The sequence below is a fragment of the Paenibacillus sp. FA6 genome (assembly GCF_051550225.1).
Lineage (GTDB): Bacteria > Bacillota > Bacilli > Paenibacillales > Paenibacillaceae > Paenibacillus_AQ.
In genome coordinates, this window is record NZ_CP188820.1 from 4,602,886 (window position 1) to 4,628,665 (window position 25,780).

General features: G+C 42.3%; 20 protein-coding genes. 7 read left to right on the top strand and 13 right to left on the bottom strand.

What is annotated here, in order from left to right; all coding sequences use genetic code 11:
- Window positions 1-221: 221 nt before the first annotated feature.
- Window positions 222-980, bottom strand: a complete 759-nt coding sequence (locus ACP8HI_RS21020; protein ID WP_438348098.1) for a sugar phosphate isomerase/epimerase family protein — start codon at window positions 978-980, stop codon at window positions 222-224.
- A 371-nt stretch (window positions 981-1,351) separates the two neighbouring features.
- Between ACP8HI_RS21020 and ACP8HI_RS21025 the strand changes: the two genes are divergently transcribed.
- From ACP8HI_RS21025 to ACP8HI_RS21045, 5 genes are all read left to right on the top strand, one after another.
- Window positions 1,352-2,734 (top strand): ABC transporter substrate-binding protein, encoded by a 1,383-nt coding sequence (locus ACP8HI_RS21025; protein WP_438348099.1) that lies wholly within the window; start codon window positions 1,352-1,354, stop codon window positions 2,732-2,734.
- A gap of 87 nt (window positions 2,735-2,821) precedes the next feature.
- Window positions 2,822-3,769, top strand: coding sequence for an ABC transporter permease (locus tag ACP8HI_RS21030; protein ID WP_438348100.1), 948 nt, complete (start codon window positions 2,822-2,824; stop codon window positions 3,767-3,769).
- Between the two features lie 18 nt (window positions 3,770-3,787).
- Window positions 3,788-4,675 (top strand): carbohydrate ABC transporter permease, encoded by an 888-nt coding sequence (locus ACP8HI_RS21035; RefSeq protein WP_438348101.1) that lies wholly within the window; start codon window positions 3,788-3,790, stop codon window positions 4,673-4,675.
- 134 nt (window positions 4,676-4,809) lie between these two features.
- Window positions 4,810-6,522: a sensor histidine kinase gene (locus ACP8HI_RS21040; RefSeq protein ID WP_438348102.1), complete on the top strand. Its 1,713-nt coding sequence runs from the start codon at window positions 4,810-4,812 to the stop codon at window positions 6,520-6,522.
- Window positions 6,519-8,117 carry a response regulator transcription factor gene (locus tag ACP8HI_RS21045; protein WP_438348103.1) on the top strand — a complete coding sequence of 533 codons (1,599 nt, stop codon included), beginning with the start codon at window positions 6,519-6,521 and terminating at the stop codon, window positions 8,115-8,117. The genes ACP8HI_RS21040 and ACP8HI_RS21045 overlap by 4 nt, the downstream gene beginning before the upstream one ends.
- 136 nt (window positions 8,118-8,253) lie before the next feature.
- Here ACP8HI_RS21045 and ACP8HI_RS21050 read toward each other — a convergent pair whose 3' ends face one another.
- From ACP8HI_RS21050 to ACP8HI_RS21105, 12 genes are all read right to left on the bottom strand, one after another.
- Window positions 8,254-9,303 carry an HD-GYP domain-containing protein gene (locus tag ACP8HI_RS21050; protein WP_438348104.1) on the bottom strand — a complete coding sequence of 350 codons (1,050 nt, stop codon included), beginning with the start codon at window positions 9,301-9,303 and terminating at the stop codon, window positions 8,254-8,256.
- A gap of 235 nt (window positions 9,304-9,538) precedes the next feature.
- A complete protein-coding gene (locus ACP8HI_RS21055) occupies window positions 9,539-10,729 on the bottom strand; it encodes an MFS transporter (RefSeq protein ID WP_438348105.1) in 1,191 nt (396 codons plus the stop codon).
- A 30-nt stretch (window positions 10,730-10,759) separates the two neighbouring features.
- Window positions 10,760-11,605 carry a carbohydrate ABC transporter permease gene (locus ACP8HI_RS21060; protein ID WP_438348106.1) on the bottom strand — a complete coding sequence of 282 codons (846 nt, stop codon included), beginning with the start codon at window positions 11,603-11,605 and terminating at the stop codon, window positions 10,760-10,762.
- Between the two features lie 16 nt (window positions 11,606-11,621).
- Window positions 11,622-12,551: a carbohydrate ABC transporter permease gene (locus tag ACP8HI_RS21065; protein WP_438348107.1), complete on the bottom strand. Its 930-nt coding sequence runs from the start codon at window positions 12,549-12,551 to the stop codon at window positions 11,622-11,624.
- A 99-nt stretch (window positions 12,552-12,650) separates the two neighbouring features.
- On the bottom strand, window positions 12,651-14,009 hold the full coding sequence (locus ACP8HI_RS21070; RefSeq protein WP_438348108.1) for an ABC transporter substrate-binding protein: 1,359 nt from the start codon (window positions 14,007-14,009) through the stop codon (window positions 12,651-12,653).
- A gap of 132 nt (window positions 14,010-14,141) precedes the next feature.
- Complete coding sequence (locus ACP8HI_RS21075) at window positions 14,142-15,452, bottom strand: extracellular solute-binding protein (protein WP_438348109.1); 1,311 nt, start codon at window positions 15,450-15,452, stop codon at window positions 14,142-14,144.
- A 29-nt stretch (window positions 15,453-15,481) separates the two neighbouring features.
- Window positions 15,482-16,468 carry a substrate-binding domain-containing protein gene (locus ACP8HI_RS21080; RefSeq protein WP_438348110.1) on the bottom strand — a complete coding sequence of 329 codons (987 nt, stop codon included), beginning with the start codon at window positions 16,466-16,468 and terminating at the stop codon, window positions 15,482-15,484.
- Between the two features lie 13 nt (window positions 16,469-16,481).
- A complete protein-coding gene (locus tag ACP8HI_RS21085) occupies window positions 16,482-18,269 on the bottom strand; it encodes a sensor histidine kinase (protein ID WP_438348111.1) in 1,788 nt (595 codons plus the stop codon).
- Between the two features lies 1 nt (window position 18,270).
- Window positions 18,271-19,896, bottom strand: a complete 1,626-nt coding sequence (locus ACP8HI_RS21090; RefSeq protein WP_438348112.1) for a helix-turn-helix domain-containing protein — start codon at window positions 19,894-19,896, stop codon at window positions 18,271-18,273.
- A 539-nt stretch (window positions 19,897-20,435) separates the two neighbouring features.
- The gene (locus tag ACP8HI_RS21095; protein ID WP_438348113.1) at window positions 20,436-21,212 is read right to left on the bottom strand and encodes a metallophosphoesterase family protein; all 777 of its coding nucleotides are present in this window, start codon (window positions 21,210-21,212) and stop codon (window positions 20,436-20,438) included.
- Window positions 21,213-21,258: 46 nt separating this feature from the next.
- Window positions 21,259-22,170, bottom strand: coding sequence for a polysaccharide deacetylase family protein (locus ACP8HI_RS21100; RefSeq protein WP_438348114.1), 912 nt, complete (start codon window positions 22,168-22,170; stop codon window positions 21,259-21,261).
- Window positions 22,171-22,172: 2 nt separating this feature from the next.
- A complete protein-coding gene (locus ACP8HI_RS21105) occupies window positions 22,173-23,465 on the bottom strand; it encodes an MFS transporter (protein ID WP_438348115.1) in 1,293 nt (430 codons plus the stop codon).
- 340 nt (window positions 23,466-23,805) lie between these two features.
- Here ACP8HI_RS21105 and ACP8HI_RS21110 point away from each other — a divergent pair, with 340 nt between their 5' ends.
- Window positions 23,806-24,864 carry a Gfo/Idh/MocA family protein gene (locus ACP8HI_RS21110; protein ID WP_438348116.1) on the top strand — a complete coding sequence of 353 codons (1,059 nt, stop codon included), beginning with the start codon at window positions 23,806-23,808 and terminating at the stop codon, window positions 24,862-24,864.
- A 21-nt stretch (window positions 24,865-24,885) separates the two neighbouring features.
- Window positions 24,886-25,764 carry a sugar phosphate isomerase/epimerase family protein gene (locus ACP8HI_RS21115; RefSeq protein WP_438348117.1) on the top strand — a complete coding sequence of 293 codons (879 nt, stop codon included), beginning with the start codon at window positions 24,886-24,888 and terminating at the stop codon, window positions 25,762-25,764.
- Window positions 25,765-25,780: the final 16 nt, after the last annotated feature.

Consider the following 25,780-nt stretch of genomic DNA (forward strand, 5'->3'; position numbering starts at 1 on the left):
CTCAATCTTAGTTACACTTAGCCATTATGTATACGCTTCCAATTATTATATAAGGCAAGTTTCATATGGATGAATATCCCACTTTCTCTTAATGGTAACATACTCATCGGTCAGGGTATACATCGACATGGCTCCCTTTTGTAAAAAAAAGAAACGCCTTCACCGCCCTTTTCGAGGACAGAAAGCGTTTCTTTGAACAGTAGGAGTGACTCTAGTTGCTTCTATTGCAATTCTTTCATAACGTTCTTAACATTTTGCAAAGAAATTTTAATACTATCATAGCCGTCCATCGTAATTCTGTCTTGTTCAACGACTACCCAGCCGAAGCCGGCAGATTTACATGCAGAAAGGATACCTTGTAGATCTAGAATTCCGGTACCTACCTCTGTCATCGTTTTTTCCTCTTTATTAATCATATCCTTTAAATGAACCGTTTTGCAGCGTGTTCCGAAATCATTCAACAGTTCCGCAGGATTATGATCTGCGTGAGTCGTCCAGAACATATCAATCTCAAAGTTCAATTCACCTTCGTTAGCTTCCTCTTTAAGCATCTCAAGAATCGTCTTGTCGCCAAAGTCATGATTCAATTCATGATAATGGTTGTGATAGAGAAGGTTCATGCCAGCTTCTTGAATCTTCGGGCCAATTTCTTTCACGATAGAAACCAATTGATCCTTATCCTCTATACTCTCCATTTTATAGTAAGGGATAATGATATATGAAGTTCCAATAACTTTATTATAGGCAATGACTCCATCGAAATCATTCAATAATTCGTCCACATTAGTGTGGCTACCCATAGCTACTAGATGGTTCTCATCCAGTATCGCTCTCATTTCCTCTGCCGGAACATCGGCAAATCCTGCGAACTCAACACCGTCATATCCAGCTTCGCTTACCTTTCTAAGCTTGGCGGAGAAGTCATCCTTATCATAATCGCGTAATGTGAATAATTGTAGAGCTACCTTTGGGTTTGTCATTACTTTCGCCTCAATTCATATATGTTTTATGCTGAAAATTAGGGTTTGCACTATAATAGCACAATCATTTTCGTTTGCGTATTCCTTTTTGGGATAACTATGTAAAAAGGATCGATAATAGAAAACAGGTCACTTTTTGAACTGCATATGACATTATTTTTACAGATATATGTTTAACCTTTTTGCTAAGATGTAGAGAAATCAATTACGGAAAGGATGTTCCTAAGTTAATGAAAAAAACTCTATTATGTTTACTTACGGCAATAATGATGGTTTCAATATTGTCTGCTTGCGGAGGGTCCAACAATAGTTCTTCTGGAGGTAACAACTCCTCAGTCGAAACAACAGGAGGTCTCAAGGAGAAAGATCTTGTGACACTGAACGTAATCATGATGTCTTCCGACAAGGCTGACACAGCCAAGGTTGTAGAAGAGGTTAATAAAATCACAAGAGAAAAACTCAATATTGAGATGAAATTAACTTTTGTTTCTTACGGAAACTATGTACAACAAACAACGATGATGCTTTCTTCTGGTCAGGGAGCAGATTTACTACCTATTTATATGACACCTCTATCCACTCTGGCGAACAACGGACAAGTTATTCCGTTAAACGATCTGCTTGAGAAGTACGGTCAAGATTTAGTGAAGGAGATTGGTGAAGAATACATCGAAAGTGGACGTATTGGTGATGAGATCTACGGAATTACAACCGGACGTGACCTTGCAAAGGCCTATGGTTTTGAAATGCGTAAAGACCTGAATGATAAGTACAATATTGATAATAACGCAATCACTACATTGGATCATCTGGAAGCAGCTCTAACAACGGTTCATGAAAAGGAGCCTCACACGATCCCCGTTGTCCCTTCTAATGGGGAGCTCGTTCGTAACTGGGGTTGGGATACCTTAGGTGACGATATGACGAACCTGGGTGTATTGATGGACTACGGTCAAGATTTAAAAGTAACCAATCTCTATGAGACTGAATTCTATAAAGAATTTGTAACGAGAATGCACAAGTGGTACAAATCCGGATTAATTATGAGTGATGCCATCAACAACACCGAGAACGTGGGTACGATGATGAAGGCCGGAAGTGCGTACGGTGGGTTCATGAATTTAAAACCTGGATTTGATGTTCAGGAGTCAAGAAACTATGGTACGGAGATCGTAGTATCTGAGATCATTCCTGCCTACATCACCACTTCAGATGTCCAAATGGCTTCCTGGGCGATCAGCAACGGTACTAAAAAGCCAGAAGCTGCGATGAAGCTATTGAATCTGATGTACACAGATGCCGATATTTCGAACCTATTAATCTACGGTATCGAGGGTACACACTATGCTAAGATCGGCGATGCTTCTAATGGACAATCTATTATTGACTATCCAGAAGGTGTCGATGCAACAACAACTGGTTACCGCCCAAGTGGTGGATGGATCTGGCCTAACCAAACGATTGGTCATGTTTGGAACGGAAACCCTGCAGATTACTGGGAAGTTCAGAAGGAATTCAATAACACAGCTAAGAGATCAGCTGCATTTGGTTTCACTTATGATTCCAGCCTTGTAAAAAATCAGGTTACAGCTTCTTCTAACGTCGTTGCTAAATATCACGACGCCCTAATGACTGGTGCTCTTGATCCTGAGAAGACCCTTCCAATCTTTATTAAAGAACTTAAAAGTGCAGGTATCGATGATATCATTGCAGAGAAACAAGCTCAGCTTGATACATGGGCTGCTAATCAATAATAAGTAAATATTCGTTGTATAATAGAACACTTTCGCGCTATCTTTATTGCGCGAAGTGTTTCATTTTAATGAGAGAGAGAAGGGAGTATGGCTAATTTGGCTGCATCTAAGGTGAAAAAAATTAAAATAAAGCATAATTATAAACGCTTTATCCCGATGTATCTCATGATGCTACCAGGTCTTATATATCTATTAATCAATAACTATATTCCTATGGCAGGTATCATCATTGCCTTTAAGAACATCAACTGGAATAAAGGCATTATCAATAGTCCTTTCGCAGGATTTAGTAATTTCGAATATCTCTTTAAGACAAAAGATGCATGGATTATTACCCGCAACACCTTAGGTTATAATCTCGCTTTTATTATTATAGGAACTATACTGGGTGTGGCCATCGCCATTATTCTGAATGAGATTCGGTCCAAGTTCTGGCAGAAAAGCTATCAGACGGTCATTCTCATCCCTTATCTGATCTCTATGGTCGTTGTCAGTTATCTAGTATTCGCGATGTTCAGTTCAGAATCTGGATTTGTTAATCACAGTATACTAGCCCCCTTAGGAATCGATCGGGTATCTTGGTATACCGAACCTAAATACTGGCCTTATATATTAACGACTGTTCATGTATGGAAGACGGTCGGGTATAGCTGTATTATCTACTACGCAACCGTCGTGGGTATCGATCGTAGTTACTATGAGGCTGCCGTCATTGATGGTGCGAACCGTTGGAAACAGATCGTTCATATTACAATTCCAGGCCTGAAGGCTACGATGATTACCTTAGTTCTACTTGCGATCGGTACCATCTTCTATTCAGACTTCGGTTTGTTCTATCAAGTTCCTATGGATTCCGGTCCGTTGTACGATGTTACGAATACGATTGATACCTATGTCTATCGCGGCTTAATCAGACTCAACGATGTCGGTATGTCTTCTGCAGCTGGTGTGTATCAATCACTGGTTGGATTTACGCTCGTATATCTCGCCAATCGCGTCGTTCTGAAATTTAGCAAAGAAAACGCACTATTCTAATGGAAAGGAGAATCACTCATGGTAGATAATTCTAGAGGATTTCAAATTGCTGCTCATATATTTATGTTTGCTTTCATGATCTTTTGTCTATTCCCCTTTATACTGTTAGTTGTTTCTTCCTTTACAGATGAAGGTACGTTAGTTCGTAACGGTTATTCACTGTTCCCGGAGAAATTCAGTCTAGAGAGTTACAAATACATGTTTCAGAAATCTGAAACGATTATCAGGGCTTATGGCGTCACCGTTTTTGTAACGGTATTTGGTACGGTTACCAGTCTACTGCTTACTATTTTGATGGCTTATCCGCTTTCTAGAGCGGATTTACCTCATCGCAATAAGGTTGCTTTCTTTGTATTCTTCACCATGCTCTTCAATGGTGGTCTTGTCCCTACTTATATTATGTGGACTCGTTATCTCCATATTAAAGATACGATCTGGGCACTGATCATTCCAGCACTGTTGCTCAATGCGTTCTACGTGATCTTGATGCGTTCCTACTTCAGCACGAACATTCCTGAAGAAGTGATCGAAGCTGGAAGAATGGACGGTGCAGGGGAATTTCATATTCTGTTTAAACTTGTTCTCCCGATGTCGTTGCCCATGGTCGTTACACTTTCGTTATTGATCGGACTCGGCTACTGGAATGACTGGAAGAACGGTCTGTATTATCTAACCGATTCTAGCTTGTTCAGTGTACAGAATATGCTGAATACCATGCTACAGGATGTTCAATTTCTTGCCAGCGGCGGTGCCGGCGGTAATGCTAGTGAAATCGCTGCGAGTATGCCTAGCGTTGGAATCAAGATGGCCATTGCTGTCGTCGGTGCATTACCTATCTTGATTATCTATCCATTCTTCCAAAGGTATTTCGTTAAAGGGATCACAGTGGGAGCTGTTAAGGGATAATTTGAATACGTCTATCATAAAAGGGCTTACCATGGATCCAATCCGTGGTAAGCCTTTTTGTCGTATGAACTACGTATTAGTCCGGTCTCATGATATAATATAATCTGGCTACTACATAACAAAGGTGAATATTCATGAAAAAAAGGGTTAATTCTTCGTTTAAAATGAACGTAGTTCGTGCCTTACTATTTGTAACATTTCCACTTATGGGTATGTTGCTCTTTTATATTGCCAACTCTTTTCAAACGATTAACGAGAAATATGTCGCATCCAATCAGCAGTCGGTTAATTTATATGCTCAGAGTATGCAAAAGGATTTAGAAGCCGTAGATACGTTTGTCTCCAACCTTGCACTGAACGACTATAACTACCTCACATTGTCCAATACGACCGATCCCTTGCAAGCGCATATCGCTTCGCATGAAATTATTAAGCAATATATAACAGCCATTAATTCTTATGATATCGCAGGTGCATTTTTCATATATAGTGCTTCTAACAACACTTATCGTGATATTTTCTCAAATGAATACAGCTATGAGGCGAAGGAAACCATTCGCCGTTACATGCGTGCCCTGACACAGGGGAACCAGAACTATTACAATCAAGGATGGCTCTCGTTAGAGATTGACGGCCAGTACTCCCTATTTCGTATTCTTGGGAAGGGCGATATTTTCGCCGCAGTGATGGTCGATTTCAATCATATTGTTCCGGAAGGTCTGATCGATTCAGATACCCTCATCGTATATGGCAAGACAGATGGCCTGCCACTTACCAATAGAGACCTTATTACCGCCAATGAGATCAATCTTAAAGGTAACTTATCAGAGTCTTATGTAACGGGTACCAAGAACAATTATCTAGCGATTGGAAAGCAGATCGAGAACAGCGAACTTAATTTAATTTTTCTGATTCCTCAGACGGGTATATTCAATCAATTTCATGGAATGCAATCCGTGTTACTTATACTCTCTATTCTAGCGCTGCTGCTCGTTCCATTAAGCTTTCTTGTCCTACAGAGATCCGTCCTATCTCCGATGGAACGCCTTATTGGCAACATTGGGAAGGGCTCGGAGGATAGTACTCAGGGAGAATATCGAATTCGTGAATTCAAACAAGTAGACGAAGCCTTTGTCGATATGAAAACACAGATTAATGAGTTGACAATTATCGCTTATGAACATGAAATTGAGCGGCAAAAGGCGGAATTGCAATATCTTCAACTGCAAATCCAACCTCATTTCTATCTCAATTGCTTAAAGAGTCTCTTTGGAATGGCACAGCGTAAAAAGTTTGAAAATATTCAGGAAATGATATTAGCAATATCCCATCATCTTCGATACAATTTTAAAGATAACCTACAATTGGTTCCGTTACGTCAGGAAGAAGAGCATGTCATGAACTATATCCGAATTCAGCAAATGGGACTTCATGTACCTCCGGTTTGTGAATGGACGGTGGATCCATCACTCTTAGATTTCGAGATACCCCCACTGTCCATTCAATCCTTTGTCGAGAATGCAGTGAAGTATGCGATGAAACCGCATCAAGTGCTCCAAATTCAGGTGAAAATTGTGCTGCTCCAAAGTGAGGATGGGAATTATGTCGATATTACGATTCAGGATAACGGGGATGGCTTTGAAGACGATATTCTTCGTGATTTAAATGGTAGCAAACGTACGATATATGCGGAGAATCATGTTGGTGTTACCAATGTGCGTAATCGTCTCACTATACTCTATGGCGAAAAAGCGATGCTTGCCTTTTTCAACACCCCCTTGGGGGCTCTTGCCGAAATCATCATTCCTATCGATCCAAGTCCAAGTCAAGAGGAGGAACCCCAATGAATGTTCTCGTTGTAGATGATCAAATTGATGTTGTACAAGGCGTCATTGCCGGAATCGACTGGAAAGCTCTTGATGTAGAAAACGTGTATCCCGCCTATAGCGCAAACGAGGCAAAAACGTTATTCTACCGTCATCCTATCCATATACTGCTATCAGACATTGATATGCCCATGCACAATGGTCTGGAACTATTCAAGTGGGTCAAAGCAAACTATCCTGCCAACGAGTGCATCTTTCTTTCTTCGCATCCGGAATTTGAATATGCCCAAGAGGCGATTCAGCTTGGAAGCTTTGATTATATTCTACAGCCTGCGCGATATGAGGATATTCAGGCTTCCATTAAGCGTGCTATTGATAAAATAAAAGCCACTGCTCAAGTTCAGCAGGTCTATAAATATGGCGTCTATTGGCAACAAAATGAAGAAACGATCTTGGATCATTATATCCGTAGTTTTCTGATCAATCCGGGTAACAATTTAAGCCAGCTGCTTATTGATCTGGGAAATCTACAAATCCAAGTATCATCCAAAACTCATTTCTATCCCATCCTAATTCAACTGAACTCATACGATGACAGCCAGGATCAATGGGAGAATTCGCGGATTAAATATGAGTTGAAGACGATCCTCTCTCAGTCTCTTGAACTTCAATCCCGTATGATCTTTGTCCAACTAGACCGGCTTAACTATATGGTCCTTATCTATCCAGACAATGAGAATCAGTATGTGGATCTAAACTTAGTGCACACGATGGAGTTATTCCTTGCTGCGATTACACAAGAACTGAAGATTAGCGCGTCCTGCTATATCGCAGATCGTTGTTCTCTAGATGCACTTAAACAACAGTATCAAACACTCTGTTTCATGCGCCAAAATGATGTTGCAGGGTACAGTAAGGTCTATACTTCTCAACATCTGAGTACTATCAAGGAATTTATATATACTGTTCCCGATATGGCACACTGGTCCATGCTGATCCGCCATGGCAGCAGTGACGTGGTACGCGTTCAAGTGCATCAGTATCTACAACAGCAGAAACAGTTCGGTGTCATCACGGCAGAATTTCTAGCAAGATTCCATCAAGACTTCATCCAGATGTTCTTGAGTGTGGCAGGATCATTGAAATTGAATGTGCAGGATATTTTTTTCAATCAATACTCTTATGAAGATTATATATTAGCCTATTCCTCACTCGATAAGATGATCTCTCTTATTGATTTCGCCATGGATTATATTGAAGCAAATACCGCAGAACTTATGGGAATTCGATCACCCATTGAAAAGGCCATTGCTTATATCAACCATAATATCGAGAAAAGCCTTAGTCGTTCCGAAATTGCCGAGGCCATTTATCTCAATCCAGAATACCTTTCCCGCTTATTCAAAAAGGTACAGGGTATCTCGTTAAACGATTTCATCGTCACGCAAAAGATGGAGATCGCCAAGTCGCTTCTATCGAATACTAACATTCCGATTCATATCGTCGCCTCCAAAGTGGGCTATTCTAACTTTTCTTATTTCTCGCAAGTATTTAAAAAGGTCTGCGGTCTAGCACCGGTAGAATACCGTCAGGAGCACGGGAAGCATCTGGAGTAGGCGACATTAGTTGCATAACTTTTGCAGCTATTGCGCTGTGAGGGGATGCTGCGGGCGACGGGGCATAGTGGATACGGCGCGACTCCGGAGATCGGTTACTCGTAAGTGTGATCTCACATTTCGATGGCTGTACGAACTATATCCCTTCAATAATGACCTGTTCAATATGCACGCTAGATTCTCTACTTAAATCAAGAAATACTTCTGCAATTTTCACCAAAGGATGCATCGGATCATGGCGATTAATCATAATAATGCTCCCTGTTCTTCCATCCGTTAACAACACCTGATTTCCAATGAGCGACTGCATCATTTTATCCAGAAACAAATGAATAATTGGGGTATCCAGAATACCAAAGCCATCTTGGTACATTTGTTTCAAGGTCTCGTAAAAGGGAGTTTCCTTTCGATATGATCTCCTTGAAGTCATCGCATGGAAGACATCTGCTACAGCAACAATTCGGCTAAAAGAATCTATCTTATTTGATCTAATCCCAAATGGATAGCCACTTCCATTCTGTCTTTCGTGGTGTTGAAGGGCAACTAATGCCAATCTATGGTTTGTCCCCGGCGTTTCTTTGATCATTTCGTAACCAAATATCGTATGTTTTTTCATCAAGGCAAACTCTTCCTTTGTCAGCTTACCAGGTTTATTCAGAATCTCTAGCGGGATTCTCACCTTACCTACGTCATGAAGTGTTCCGGCCATCGTTAACTCCATCAATTCAGTTTCTTTCAGACCGAGCCATCTCCCAATAATGGTAGCAATGACTCCAACACCAATATTATGCCTGTAGGTGTAGTCATCCTTAGATTGCAACGAAGCAAATAACCCGTATAAATTCGGTTGTTCTGTCGTTTCATGGATCATTGGAATGATTCTATTGCGAATATCGAAAAGAGATACTTCCTTCGTATGCCGAATCTCCCCAAAAATCTCCTCAATCTGTAAAACACTTTCGTTAATAAGTACATTTTGCTTTAATACTGTCCGTGATACAGACGAAGTAGCGGACTGTACGTCACTTTCCTCTAGCGATATTCCGTGTGATTCTAATATTTTTAATTTCGTATAATTCAACACTGTCGATGCAGGCACTATAAGAACCCCTGCTTTATTAAACATATCCCGTCTCAATTGCATGCCCAGTAATTCCGTATGAAAATGTATGTCTCGAATGGTCATTTGCCCCCTTTCCTCAAGTCAAGTATTTCCAACCCTAAAGTCCTCATCTACGTATGCACACAATTTATGGATAATCTTATTATATTTAGATAGTACCATTGATGTCTACTAAAAAAGAACTACTTAACAATATTTAATTAGAGGCAAAAAATCCACAACCGCCTTCGGCTATGGATCTGCAACGGATCAATATAGAGGGGCGTCGTCGCTTTGGAATTCGTAATTCTCCCTACAATCAAACACGTGAGGAAGAGATCCCTGCTGCGCGGTTAGCTCGTTGTTGGAAGAACGGTATCAATAGCACACAAACTACCGTCACTCCAATAATAAGAGTGAACCCCAGTCCACCCATTTCCTTCAAAGGCAAAGTCAGACTGAGCAAGATGCATCTTGTGGCTACCAACAAGCTTTCCCTCCATACGAGGAAAGAGGCTTGACTGATCGGGCTCGCATATTGGATAAATCGGAATTGCTGAGCGTTCCAGACTGTCATGAAGTAGAACATACCGATCGAAGTAAGTAGGTTAGAGATTATAAGAGCTGCTGGATGCTGGAATAACACGATGATGAAGCCAACAGACATCAGTATCATTCCAATCCACAGCCAACGCATCTCGTCAATTTTTATTCTCCGATACATCCATAATCCAAGCAAAGAGCACATCGTATACACCATATTTAATAACGCGATCAAAAGTTTGTCTTGTGTGACAGAGAACGTAAAGAGCAACGAGAATAAATTCTGGAACTGCATGAATATACCCGCAGCAAGAAATGAAAGTATAATCCACTTGGAGCCTGGACGACCGAATGCCGTACGGAAGCTATACTTCCCAAGAGGAGATCTGTTGCCCTGTCCATCTACAGAAGACAACGTAATTCGTGGCATAAAGAACGAAAAGATGAGCATCATCGCAACGAAGATAAGCATCAGGCTGAACGATCCTGCATAGCCATACCCATCAATAACTTTCGCCGCTACAAAAGGAACGGCAACAGATATCAGTTGAGTGATAACCATTAATGTGGCGAAGTAAGGTGCATATTCACTCCCTTTCGCTCTTAATGCGATGCTAAGACTTTGTGAAGCTTGCGAGAAACCGAACATTGCACCGACAGGTATGCCTAATATGAGTATCCATAGAAACCGATTATCGGACGATGCCATGGATAAATACATGAAAGCAGCGGTTCCACATAATGCGGAAACCGCCAAAGGTAAACGTATCGTGAACCGATTCAGTAACTTCGCCGCAATCGTGAATGAGATTCCCCAAGCAACGAACATAGACATATTGTAGAGGGATACTTCCGCAATCGAATGATTATACTCCCAAATAAATAAATTGACGAATATCCCGATATAGCTCGCGATAATCGAACTGATCGTGTTCATGATCAGCAGCTTACGCATATCCGTAGACATATGCTCTATCCTCCTGCTGGATAACTGACTTTATTTGACCGCACCTGCCGTAATTCCACTTGCAATTTGCCGTTGGAAGATGACATAGACAATGAGTACTGGAACGATCGTGATCAGAAGTGCGGCGAATAATGGCCCCCACTCCGTGCGATACTGCATCTCGGCTTGCATAATTCCTATTTCAACTGGTAGCGTGTATTGATCTGGATCGTTAATCAGTATCGTACCTACGATATATTCGTTCCAGATGTTCAAGACGTTAACAATACCAAGTGTAATCAACCCTGGCTGAGATAATGGAAGCATGACCCGGAAGAACGTCCCATAATAAGAAGCCCCATCAACGATCGCAGCTTCTTCTAACTCTTTCGGTAACGACTTGAAAAATCCTACAAGAATGAAAATTCCAAACGCCAACAAGCTAGAGGTATAAACGAAAATCAAACCAATCTTCGTATTAATTAAGCCCATTGAATTCATTAAGAAGAATAAAGGAATTAATGCTAATACAAAAGGAACCATCATAGAGGAGATATAGAGAAGAAATATAGCATTGCTTCCTCTAAACTTATATCTCGCCAGTACGTAAGCCGTCATGGCCGATAATAGCAAAGCTAGACATGTTGAGCCTAACGTAATAATAACTGAATTGGCGAAATACGTACTGAAGTTATATTTACTCCATACATACGAGAAATTAGACCATATCAGCGGTATCTCGGGCAAAGACCATGGTGCATTAAAGAAAAATTGTTCATTATTCTTTAGAGAATCCAGCAAAGTCCATAAGAGCGGGTACAGTACCGATATGCCCCATAGGATCAATATCGCATACATGATCAGCTTAGCGATCGGATTTTTAATCTTTTTATTCATAACCTCGTTGTCCCCCTTAGCTCATCTCAACGGATTCATGACGCATTAACCGTTGAAGTACGATTGTCGTAATTAAGGACAGGACCAAGATAACGAACCCTATCGCAGCACCATAACCGAAATGAAATTGTCTAAATGCCATCTGATACAAATATGAGCCCATAACCTGCGAGCTATTATCCGGTCCACCCTCAGTCATGATCCATACAATAACGAAGGAACCATTCAAGGTGGTCATCATGATGTTAATAATAGATACTTTTATTTGCTCCCATACGAGAGGAATCGTAATGTTCCAGAATTGTCGCCACTCGCCTGCACCTTCGATGTTGGCCGCTTCATAATACGATTCCGGAATGCTCTGAATTGCTGCGATCAGAAGAATCATATAAAATCCGATACCCGCCCATATAGCTGGTGGCAAGAGCATCCATATCGTATGATCGGGGAAACCAAGCCATGTTATCGTGACCTTTTCCTTCGTGAATAATGACAGAAATGCATTCAAGAAGCCGATTTGCGGATTATATATGAAATTCCACAATACGCCAATAACAACGACGGAAATGACATTCGGAATGAAGAAGATTGATCGAAAGAATCCAGCTAGTTTAAACCCGAAACGAGTCAATGCTACCGCGAAGAACGTCGCGAGCACCATAATACCGATTATTTTGCCTGCAACAAGGAAGTAATCGTTGCCGATAGCTCTCCACACAATGGGGTCGTGAAACATTTCCTTGAAATTATCAAAGCCGATAAATGTTTTGGTCTCCGACATGCCGGACCAGTCAAAGAAAGAATAATATAAACCTTGTATAACGGGGTAAATTGTAAATACGCCAAAGAATAATAGAGTAGGGATGATGAATGATGCGATAAATATGTTTCTCTGCCATTTAGCCGTCCCTGAGTTCATGATTCCTATCCCTCCGAGTAAACTCATATAGAGTGATCGGGGTGGTACACCCCGATCACCCTCACTTTAATTTAGTTAAAGAGGTTGTTCAAAAGGTCATCTTTTGAACTTGCACTTAAATATTGCTTATTTATTAACCTTTTTCACCGCATCAGTAACACGTTTAACCCATTCTTCAGGTGTGATTGTGCTAATGGTCAACGCATCTGTTGCATCCATCATCGCCTTGTCTACATCCGCATTATAGGTGATGGTTGGGATAACTACAGTGTTCGGATCGGTCAAATATTTAGCTGCATCTTTAACATGACTCGGAGCATTGGAGTTACTGATGTCGCCTTTGATGTTCGAAGGTGCACCGCTCAACTCAGCCCATTGGGAAGCTTGCTCTTTCGAGAAAATGAATTGCAGGAACGCCTTAGCAGCTTCTTTGTTCTTAGCCTTCTTAGCGATCGCTATTGTAGCCGTGGAAGTATTAGCAACCACTTTCCCACCTGCCGCTTGTGTAACCGAAGGAATGAATCCGAAGTTGAAGCCATCAGGAACATCTTTGGCCATTTCGTTAGGCAACCAAAGTCCGTTCGGGATAAAAGCATCTTTATTTTGCAAGAACAGCATTTGTGAATCTGTGTGGTTAATTTGAATCGAAGCTTTATCAATGAAGCCCTTATCACGTAGCGCAACAATTTGATTCAAGGCAGTAAGAACGGCAGGGTTCTCAAAAGCTTCTACTTTATTAGCTGCCATATCTTGAAGAATGCTGAAATCATTATTGTTAGCCGATACGATCGCAGGAAACAGAACGGATCCGTTGATATAGTATGGATATTTACCCGTATGAATGAAAGGCGTAATGCCGTCGGCTTTGATCTTCTCACTTACAGCAAGGAAAGAATCGAAGTCAGTTGGTTCAGCCCATCCTTTTTCCGTGAAGAGCGTTTTGTTCCAGAACATACCCCATGAATTTAGAACGAGTGGGATGTTGTATACTTTACCATCGAATTGTTGCGCTGGTTGAGCAAGTATATCGCTGATGAGATCACCGTCAACATTCTTGGCATCCTTCAGCCAGTCAGTCAAATCTTCAAGTTGATCATCCTCAACCATTTGGCGATCATTCAGACCAGCTCCATCGATATATACGAAATCAGGCGGGGTTCCACCGATCCAACGCGGTTTCATCTGATCATTGATTTTCGGACCACCGAATTCTTTAATTTTCAAATCAGGATTTGCAGCTTGGAAATCAGCAATAACCTTTTTCCACCATTTGTCACCGTAACCACCGACAAAGTATTGGATTTCAAAATCACCCGTCAATTTCGCAACTTCTGGATCTGTAGGAGTAGGCGTAGCTGGCGTTTCAACTTTAGCAGGTTCTTCTTTAGGCGTATTGATAGCTGTGTTATTTGCACCACATCCTACTAACGATAGAGCCATGATAGCCGCAATACTTAATGCTGCCATTTTTTTCTTCATAATCATTAAAGAAAACCCTCCCCGAAATGAACTTAATACGCTTTATTTATGAGTTCGTATTTGAACTCTTTTGCGCTTAATTTCATCATAGAATGGGAGGGCTTAAATCACTATCGAATATCTTCCATGAATTCTTTGCTATCTTCTTTTCTTCGTAGCTCTCGGTAATTCTTGCTGACGACTTTTGGTTTCAGCAAAATGCTGGAGCTGGTCTAATGCCGATTGTGGGGTAATACCCTCATACAGAACGGCGTCTCCCATCTTGCGAGTATAATCTAAAACAGCCTGCCAGGATGGCTCCTGCACGGGATAGAACTTCGCTTTACTTAACGCTTCCAGATCACCTCTCATGACTTCGTCCTGCTCTGACAATGTCATGCCTACTGTCGTTGTAATCGGAAGGAAACCTTCTCGTCTAATCATTTCTTCATATGCCTGATCGTCATATAAGAAGTCCAGAAATTTGGACAACGCTTCTCGGTTCGTATGATCCGTCTTAAAAGATACGAGCACGTCATGTACTCCGAAGGTCATCGGAGGCAACCCATCCTTCACGGGAATCGGGCCTTTCCCCCATTGCAGTTCCGGGAACTCCCTTGGGACGACAGACGTGAAGTAATTACCAGATATCATCATCGCAAGCTGCCCCTCACCCAATATCCGTTGCTTCTCATCGCGAGTCGTCACGGTTGGTTCGGGATCAGTCAATCCCTCATCAAACAGCTCTTTAAGAAAGGTTAACCCCTCAATATTAGCAGGCGAATTAATTGTCCATTCCCCATCTTTAATCCACGATCCACCCGAGCCGAAGAAGACATAGGACAAAGATGCCTGTGTCTCATTATCCGTGAGGTCAACTCCGAATACTTCTGATACCCCTAGCGCTTTGATCTTTCGTGCGGTCTCCTCAAGTTCAGACCAAGTGTTCGGAGGAGAGGTAATACCCGCCTTCTGGAACATATCCTTGTTATAATATAAATTCCGCATAGTAGCCACGTATGGGATCGCATACTGCACCCCATCCATCTGATCCATCTCAACTAAATTCGGGTTCAATTTACTCGCTAACTCGGGAGATATAATCTCACCCAGGTTATTAAGCAAGCCGTCCTGAGCAAAGTGTGCATACACATTCGTATTCAAAAGATCAGGTGGCTGATTCTTGCTGATCATCGTCGTATAGATACCGTCGAGAATATCCCAGTTGGCTACCTGTAGTTCTACATCGATCAGAGGATTCCTACGCCCGAACTCTTTAACAAGCTTCTCCAACAACGGCTTCGTCTCCGTACTGTACTCAGAGGCGACGAAGCGGATTAATGCCCGCTCCTCTTGGGGAGTCACAAAAGGCTCAGGACTTGATTTCATACATGAAGAGAGCATAAGCGAAACAAGAGAAACGATGACAGCTATAATAAAAGGTCGCACTTGATAGGATTGTCGTAGCATAGGGTTATCTTATCCTTCCAAAGAGGGATTTACTTGCTATTAATGAACGGGAACAGTAGCTTCTGGTTCTCAGTCGTATACATATTACCTTTCGCTATCACATTGGATTCGATATAAATGATTGGATCGGTTGGATCACCATCCATTAGCTTTAACGCCGTCTTTACACCTAGGTAGCCCATATTAAAGGGTTTCTGAACAATGGATGCTTTCATGATCCTAGATTCTAGCAATGGAACCTCGTCACTCGTACTGTCAAACCCAATTAGGTTAATGTCGTCTACTCTATTCTGTTCCTTCAACACTCTAGCAACTCCCTGAGAAGCAGATTCATTCAACGCAATGAACGTATTAAAGGGAACCTCACTCAGTAACAGCTGTTTAACGATCTCGTACGCTCGATCTTCGGAACTATCCGCATAATAGACACCTCTGAGACTCTCCTCGTAACCAACAAGTGCGCGCTGTATGCCCATCAATCTTTCTGCAGACACAATAGAATTGGCATGATTACTAATAATAGCAATGACTGGTTGGCCACTTGCCTCCTCAATGGAGGTCTGAGCCGCTAGTCGCCCTGCTTCTACGTGATCGCTAGTAACAACTACAGGAGAAGGTTTCATATCCGGCGACATATTGATAATGACTACTTTAATGCCTTCTGCACTCGCTCTGGCTAGAGCCTTCCTCATCCGATCATCTATAATGGGGGCAATGACAATGGCTTCTGGCTTCCGTTCAATCGCTGCTTCTAATATTCGAAACTGGGTATCCGAATCTCCTTCTGAAAGTGGGCCTTCGATGTTAAGATTTATCCCCATCTCTTTTGCCGCTGCTTCCGCTCCCTTATCCACGGCCTGCCAGAAGTCATGACGAATATTTAAGCTCTTTAGAATGACCGTCACACTTCTCCCTTCACGGGTAGCATCGGAGAGTAGCTTGAAATAGAATACAGAGTATATCCCAATGACAATCATCGCTAGAACAAGCCATAGAGTCCATCGTTGCTTTAGCATGAGTCTGCACCTCTTAATCAAGTTTAGGTATCGTTATCGTAATGCAGGTACCTTCTTCAATTTCACTGCTGATTTGAACACCATATTCATGCCCGAAATATAGCTTGATCCGTTCGTTGACGTTCCGGATGCCGATGCCTTGAGATCGGGTATCTCCCTCTTTGCTGAAGAATAGTCGATCCATTTGTTCCGTTGTCATTCCATGCCCATTATCCTCAATTTCAAATACGATGTGATCCCCCGACGGTCTTCCGCGTATCGTAATCATGCCATCCTCCATGCCGTACATGTTGCGAATGCCATGATAGATCGCATTTTCAATGAAGGGTTGCAGCAATATTTTCAACGTCTTATAGCCATGAATAGATTCATCAATATCAATCACATAATGAAGCTCATCGTGATAGCGCATTTTCTGGATAAGTAAATAGTTAGTAATATGTTCGACTTCTACTCGAATCGGTACTAACTCTTGATCCTTCGTAATGCTTGCACGGAACATCTTCGCTAGCGCCGATGTCATAAGTACGACCTCTTCATGCTGCTTCTGCTCGCCCATCCACACGATGGAATCAAGCGTATTGTATAGGAAATGGGGATTGATTTGCGATTGAAGCAACAGCAATTCGCTCTTTCGCTTGTTTTCTTCGTTCTGAATCGTCTCCTCCATCAGAAATTTGGTTCTTCTAACCATGAGATTGAACGATCGACCCAACTGTCCGATTTCATTCATTTGACGGATTTCAGTCTGAATATTGAAATTTCCTTTCTCCACCTGCTTCATATCCAACTGCAATACTTTGATCGGCATTGATAATCGGTGAGATAGCCATATGGAGATCAGAACGGGAATAACTAAACCGTATAGGGAATAAAGAATAATCGAATTACGCAAATCGCTTTTGCTGGCAATGAGCTCATCTGTATAGGCGACTCCGACGATCCTCCAGCCGAAGTTCGTATCCTGTACGGAATAGATGCGTTTGCCTTCCTCATTGTTAACGATGAAGGACTGACCACTTGGGGTCTGAAGAACATCTGCCACTTGTTCGGTCCGCAGATTACTTTCGATAAGCTGTTGCTGGGGATGATAGACGATATGCCCATTGTTATCTACGATGAAGACGTAACCTTTCTTGCCGAGGTTAATATTGTTACAAATATCATTAATGACGCTCAGGTTGAGATCAACAAGGAATACACCTTCAGCCGTAATTCCGTCTGTGCTCTTAAGCTCTCGACTCAAGGAAACGACCCAGCGATATTCATTCTCGATCAAGCTTTGCACATGAGGAGCGGAAAGGACGGATTTACCACCAGCTGCCTTGGCCATCTTGTACCACTCTTGATCTTGCAACTGCGTGTTCGGATTCAGACTTGTGATTCTTCGGTCGGAGACAAATCTCCCATTGTACCCAAATACCATAATGGATGCGATATCCTTGCGAGTATACAAGATCGCTTGGAACAGATCTGAAATCTGTTTCTCATACATACGACGATCCTCTGAACTAATGAAGCTGTTATCCGATATGTAATATTTCACGTCTTTATTCGTCAGCGCCAATAGCGAAATATTGTCCATATTGTCAACGTAAGATTGGATGTTTACATTAACCTGATTGATAATCTCTTTAATATATCCTTTCGAATTGCCCTCGACAGCAGCGACGGTCACTTGATAATTAACTAGACTTGTCAATACGATCGCAGCTAGAATCAATACCGTAAACGCCAAGGAGATGTTCGATTGAAGGCTTTTCAGAGGGAATAAGGGAATGGAGAAACGTTCTTTGAGCATGTTAGGCTCCGCTCCCCTTTATTTGGCGATCTCGATAGTCCTTCGGCGTTATCCCCGTATGCTTTTTGAATAACATACTGAAATAATTCGGGTCCTTGTATCCAACTCGCTCAGCGATTTCGTACAATTTCAACGTGGAGTTATGGAGTAGCTCCTTCGCCTTAGATATCCGGACTCTAGTTAAATATTCGACAAATGTCTCCCCCGTATGCTGCTTGAATACGAGACTGAAATAACTTGTACTCATTAAGACATGGCGGCATAAATCCTGCAGTGACATCTTCTCATCAGCGTAATTCGTATCTATATATTCTACCCCGCGATGAATTTGCATGTCCGTGAGATGGTTGCGATTATCCGCAATGGTCGAAATGATGGAGCACACTACTTCTTTTAACCAAACCTCGACTTCATCCAGCGTCTTAAATTTATATACATCCATCAGCTTTATTTGTTGATCGTGGGGAGGCTCTTGCTCGTGAATGACCAGCTCCTGAATAGAGTTCATAAGAGATAGGACAACCTTCTGCATCTGCAACAGACATGCTTCTACCGGAGCCAATGAATTCTTCAGCTCGGCTACCCCCATTTCGATTAATTGGTAGGCTTCTTGAAGGGCACCTGTCTTCACAGCTGTGGCTAGCTTACGGTCCCAGTCCAAGACTAGTGATATGGACATCGAAGGCTTACCTTCTATATCCATAATACTGAGCACTCTATTCTTGCCCAACAGAAAGCGATAATCCAGCGCGGACAACGCACTCTTATAGGTAAGCGGAAGCTGCTCAGCATGTGCACAGGTTCTCCCGATCCCGATCGTAACCGTAAACTTTAAATACTTCTCAATGTGATAACGGACTTCCTCTGCTAGAAAGAATACCTGCTCATATAAGAGACTCTCATTCTCTTGTCCGAAAATAATCGCAACCATCCGTTCCTCACGAGTACGAAATGTAAGGACATTATCCCGATCTAACGTCTCTTGGAAAATATCAAATGCAGCAAATCGTAGAAATTCGGCATCGTGTTCATAGGAATGAAGTTCCCGATCTCCGAAATCATCGATATCTACTACCATGACCAAATAAAATGGCGATACTGGTGGAAGGTTGAAATAAGCGAATCGTTCTGCTATTTCTGTCTTACCAAGCCCTACAGCAACTAGACGCTCAAGGAACCGCTCCTTGAGCAAGGGAAGGCTTTGCTTTAATTGATTATTCAACCTACTGAGATCCTCGCGGCGTTGTTTCTCTTCATCCATTTCTGCTTTAATTCGATCAAGCAGAGTCCGTATTTCTTGGGCTGTGATCGGCTTTAGGATGAAATCGGATACTTTCAGCCGGATCGCCTGCTGTGCATATTCGAATTCATCAAATCCTGTTAGTATAATCATCTTTATGTAAGGGAACTGTGCAGAGATCAAACCGGCTAACTCTAATCCATCCATGAATGGCATGCTGATGTCTGAAATAACCAACTCAGGCTTATCTAATTCTACTGCGTCCCAAGCCTCTCGACCGTTGGCATAATCGCCAATTAATTCAAAGCCATGCTCGTTCCAATGAATCGTATTTCTCAATCCGATTCGGACTAACGCTTCATCATCGACAATAATTACTTTGTACATCGAAGCCTCTCCAGTCTGTTGGAATAAGTTTAAGCGCTGTAACATTACAAACCCATTATGCATTAAATTTTATCTACTTACAATTGATTGATGCGGATACTACGAAATAAATATTGTTTTAAAAAACGCCTTGCGGCGTCCTTGGTTGCGGAGTTTATGTAGTGGGTGGGAAGTGAGCTTATGCTTACTGCGCCCTTGGCGAAAGAGTTAGTTCCAATCACAACAGATGCATAAAGTACCCTTAAATTCGACCATACTCCCCTATCATTAAGTTTAGTTGTATAAAGGACATCTAATTACTGGAAAGTCATCTATTATCACTATTTCCCGTGTTTTAAGCACCCTTTGTGCAACTATTTCTCTCTATCTCACCTTTGTCCACTAATCAACTGCAGGTTTTGCAACTACTCGCAAGCGTGATCTCAACTTTCCATTACTATAGCGAGGGTATCACGCGGTGGGCGCGGGGGACTTAGTGATCCTATCGCTGTTTCGATTTCACCGACGGCAATACGCCCTCAATTCGACGGAAATACATCCTAATTCCTCTTTAGCTCAAGTATGTTTATAAGTCTCTGAAGTAATCTTAGGACACGTGAATACAAGCTCTTATTCTTCTGTATAACATAGGTCTTGTATCCCGCTTCATGTATTTCCAAACCATTTAATTGAAGACCGAAACAACAACCTCCGTCCATTCCAATCTTCTTAGCGCCGAACCAGATATTCGCTGATCTATGGAGCCGATTCGTTGTTGTATGTCCGAACACAATCGTTTTGTTTAATAGATTCGCACTGCCTAGGAATCTTTTACTTCCCCACATAAAATTTCTGTCCGGTTGTGATTTCCAGTCGCCTATATACGTAGGATCCATGCCTGCATGTACAAATATGTGTTTGTCGTCCTCGACATAAACGGGTAGCGACTTCAAAAAGTCAATATGATGTTGATAGTATACTTTGATGAAAGCTTTCGCTTTATTATATTCAGGATAGTTGAACCCTTGTTTGAACCAGCCCACACCAACATAACTCTGGACGGTGGGCAGACCCCCGTTTTCAATCCATATCGCATTTTCATCGCTTTCCATCGCATCGATAAACATTTGGTCATGATTTCCACGTAACGCAATGACATTCCCCTGTTCTACGAGCTGTTTCACCTGTTCAATAACTTCCTTACTCTTCATACCTCGGTCACAGTAATCACCAAGCAGAATCAAATGATCTTCTGCTGGACTATATTTCACTTTGTTCAATAGTTCATTGAATTCATCGTAACAGCCGTGAATATCACTAATTACCAGTTTTCTCATGCTACAATTCCCTTTCAAGTTAACCTGTTGCACACATTATTCACTGTTACTTTTTCAATGCCTTCAGCAGCCTAAACGCTGATCGTACCCGCGGGCGTCTAAGATGCTCCTGTACATACCGGTAGTCGGTCAATTCAACTCTAGCATCACGCATCGCATAGATGAAATCATCGTCGAAGGGCAGGCGAGATTCCCATACTCGCTTCTCCCAGTGCGGAATATTCGCCAGCATCCACGGATCCGCTATTCCAGGATGAATATACGTTTCACTGATACCATCAGGAAGCTTATACAATTTGTCGATGATCGACTGCTTGAAGCTGTCATAGGTCTCGCCCTCTTGTACACCAAAGGGATGCGACAATAGAAAATCTGGAATGGGTACCCCTAACGTATCCGCCAGTGCCGCTCCAAGTGCGACCGGACGTTCAATGTTCGTCAGCGAGCCAAGTAGTGGATCTTCTGCATCGATATATCGAAAGAACCGCGAAGGCAGCCCCCAACGTGAAGTCTTCCACAGTGTCTGCGGAAGCAAGCTCCGACCTGTCTCCATTCCGTATAAGCTTCCCATATGGTTATCGACATGACTTATCGTAATACTCGATTTCTTAACTCGCCTATACTGTGCATCGATCTCCTTCAGCACAGCCCGTGTCTGTGCCCCTTGCTCGAACTCCTTCACCGTCTTATATTGATGGCCACTCTCATCATGGAGAGAAGGATCGCCCGTCAAGCTACTCCAACGTAAGGCATCAAATTCACTAGTCATCGTCAGATGAAGCCCCACATTAGGCTGCCGCCGTCTCGCACACCAATCAGCCGCTTCCTCAAATCCAGGAGCCACAGCCATAATCGTTGCTGATGATACTTTCCCCTCTTCTAGTAGATGCATGATCGCCTCGTTCATGGGGGCGCTTTGCCCGAAATCGTCACAGTTGATGATTAATCTTCTGCTCATGCTCATAGGTCACCTCTCAGAGGTTCTGTAAATTTGAATTTGATTGAGAAAGATATAGCAACAGATATCACTAGGAGACATAAAGGAACGACACTAATCAAATATCGAAATGTCGATTCAGGGTCCGAGCCCGGATTGTCCCCACTTTCATAGCCGAATATCATACCTACAATGAAGAAAGCCAGCGCTGAGATCAGTCCGCTCGAACGTGTAATAAATCCGCTAACCGCCGTATAGATGCCTTCTCTTCTCTGGCCTGTTTTGTCCGCATCCTCATCAATAATCCTGCCACCTACGATCGCTGGAGTCACAAGGAATCCGGCCAGTCCGAATCCAACCGCAATACCTGCAGCAACACCGCTTATGAGATCATAACTGAACCAAAGCGGAATCACTGATAAACCGTATATGATCAGAGACAACCGCCATGCCTTAACCCCGTCCATTTTCCGAATAATCCAGTACCATACGAACACTAACGGAATGACCGAAACAAATATAGATGCCAGCAAAATAGACATTTGTGCCTCTGAGATATGAAGTACATATTTGGCGTAAAAAGGAATCATTGAGCTAATAAGTCCATTCACCGTCTGGGCAAAAGAGTTCGAAATATTAAACACCCAGAACTTCTTATTCCGAATCGTCTCTCGAAAGGCTGGAATCAGCTTTAATGGCTCACCTGTTCCGGTATCTTTCTTCTCTTTAACGTTCATCATACAAATGTACATAAAGATACCAAAGACACATGCGTACACAATCGCCATATTAGAGAAGTTAATAGCAGCGAAAATCATAGGGGTTAATGCCGTAGCGATTAACAATGCAACGACTTGGTAACCTTGCTGGATGGCAGATGCCTTCGCACGAATTCGATCCCCCCGAAAAAGTTCTGGAAGTAGCGCCCCATAGTTCACCCACAATACTGTAGCAACAGCCTCATAGAGAATAAGTGTCACTAGGAACCAGATAAATAGTCCATTCTCCGATAATCCGCCTGGAGGAGAGAATACAAGCACAAATGCCAGCATAAATAGCGGGATTGAACCGAACACCCATGGCCTGCGACGTCCGTAACGAGTATTCGTACGATCTGACCAATACCCGAATAACGGATTATTCACTGCATCCCAGATCAGGAAGATCATTCGTGCTAGTGTAGCAAGCCCAAGACCTAGACCTAGCTTCTCCACATAGAAATAGCTGTAAAATGAACTAAATGCCTGACTAGGAACCATCATCGCAAACATCCCTAATGCAAATGTGTAAGGTGAATTGATCCATTTACCCTTCATGAACATGCCTCCCCTATGTAAGAACTCTGACTCTATTATATTCGATGGGCGTAATATTTTACCATATTTATTCTGTACGCTTTTTCGTAATAATACTTTGAATAATTCTTATACTTTTAAATCTTTTTTCCATTTCCCCCAAAGTGATCCTCCTATTTCACATCATGCAAGAGAGCTGATGATCATATAGTCCATGTATCTTGTTATCCTACCCATTCTATCTATTAGGCTGCTATGCTATATTTAGCATTAATTAAACAAATAAAACATGTTCATGTATTGTATTCTGAGAAAATTCTACTAAATTTACATGACAATCGAAGGGATGTAAGCGCACACAATGACAACGATAAAAATAGGTCTGATCGGTAATGGATCGATATCCGAATCTCATTTACAAGCTTATCAAGCCAATCCGAAAGTACAACTATGGGCCATTTGTGATTTGAATGAAGAGAGAGCTCTTGAATCTGCTAAAAAATATAATATTCCTCATGTATATACAGATTATCGTGAGCTGCTTGCTAACGCTGAAGTGCAAGCTGTCAGCATCTGTACTTGGAATAATTCGCATGCCGAGATCAGTATCGCTGCGCTTGAAGCTGGTAAGAACGTATTATGTGAGAAACCGCTATGTAAGACGGTGGAAGAAGCACTAAGGGTTGAAGAGGCTGTACGCAGAACCGGTAAAATACTTCAGGTTGGCTTTGTTCGTCGTCATGCTCCTAATATTGCCGTCTTAAGGAAATTTATCGATGCTGGTGATCTCGGTGAACTATACTTTGCCAAGGCTAGCATGATTCGCCGTATTGGTAATCCAGGTGGCTGGTTCTCTGATAAGGAACGTTCCGGTGGGGGACCACTTATAGACATCGGCGTACACGTAATTGATCTGTGCTGGTATTTGATGGGTAGGCCGAAAGTAAAATCAGTCAGCGGTAATACCTATTCTAAACTCGGCAATCGCTCCCATATAGAGAATTATGATTTCTATAAAGCAGCCGATTATGACGCAACACATAACGATGTAGAGGATATGGCAAATGCATTGATCCGTTTCGAGAATGGAGCTTCGCTATTGGTCGATGTCAGTTTCACACTCCATGCCAAACAAGACTCAGCTCAAGTCAATCTATATGGTACCAAGGGTGGTGCCGAAATTGAGCCCAAATTATCTATCGTCACGGAACAACATAATACGATGATTAATATCGATCCGCAGATCACCCAACCTGCTTTTGATTTCAATGGCGCCTTCCGTAATGAGATCAATCATTTCGTAGACAGTTGCTTAGGTATTATCGAAACAAATAGCCCTGTCGAAGACGGTGTGGAAATGATTAAAATATTAAATGCCATTTATCAATCTGCTGCCGAGGGACGAGAAATTCAATTCTAGTATGAAGGAGACCATAATAAAATGAATCTGAATAACAAGATTGGTGTCATTGTAGATAGTTTTGGTGTAGGCGTTCTGGAAGGTTTGAAGAAAGCAAAAGATGTAGGTGCAGATGGCGTACAAATCTATGCCGTATCTGGCGAAATGGACCCGGCTATACTAGTCGGTGCCAAACGTAGAGATCTTCGTAGTTATATTGACGGATTAGGACTTGAAATTTCGGCGTTATGCGGTGATTTGGCTGGTCATGGCTTCCAAGATGCCGAGGCGAATCCTGACAAAATTGAGAAATCCAAACGAATCCTTGAGTTGGCTGTAGAACTCGGCAGTTCGGTCGTAACGACCCATATCGGTATTGTCCCAGACGACCAAAACAGTCGAATATATGACGCGATGCAACGGGCATGCGATGAGCTCGGTGTATATGCGAAGAGCATGAATGCGTACTTCGCTATTGAGACTGGTCCAGAGCCAGCCGCCCACCTGAAGAGCTTTCTCGATACTTTAAGCACCAATGGAGTCTCCGTCAACTTCGATCCAGCCAATATGGTTATGGTTACTGGAGATGACCCAGTCGCAGGCGTCAAAATACTGAAAGACTACCTTGTTCATACGCACGTCAAAGATGGCAAGCGTCTACGTCCTGTTGATCCGAGAGATGTATATGGTTATCTCGGATATGGTGCGATGGATCATGCCAAAATCGCTGAGATGGCAGCATCTGGTGCAGCCTTTGAGGAAGTTCCGCTCGGTGAAGGTAAGGTTGATTTCCCAGCCTATTTCGCAGCCCTTAAGGAAATTGGATATGATGGTTATTTAACCATTGAACGCGAAGTAGGAACAAATCCGGAAGAAGATATCCGGAAGGCCGTTACTTTTATCAAAGCATTCCGAGGTTAATTTAACTACATCCATT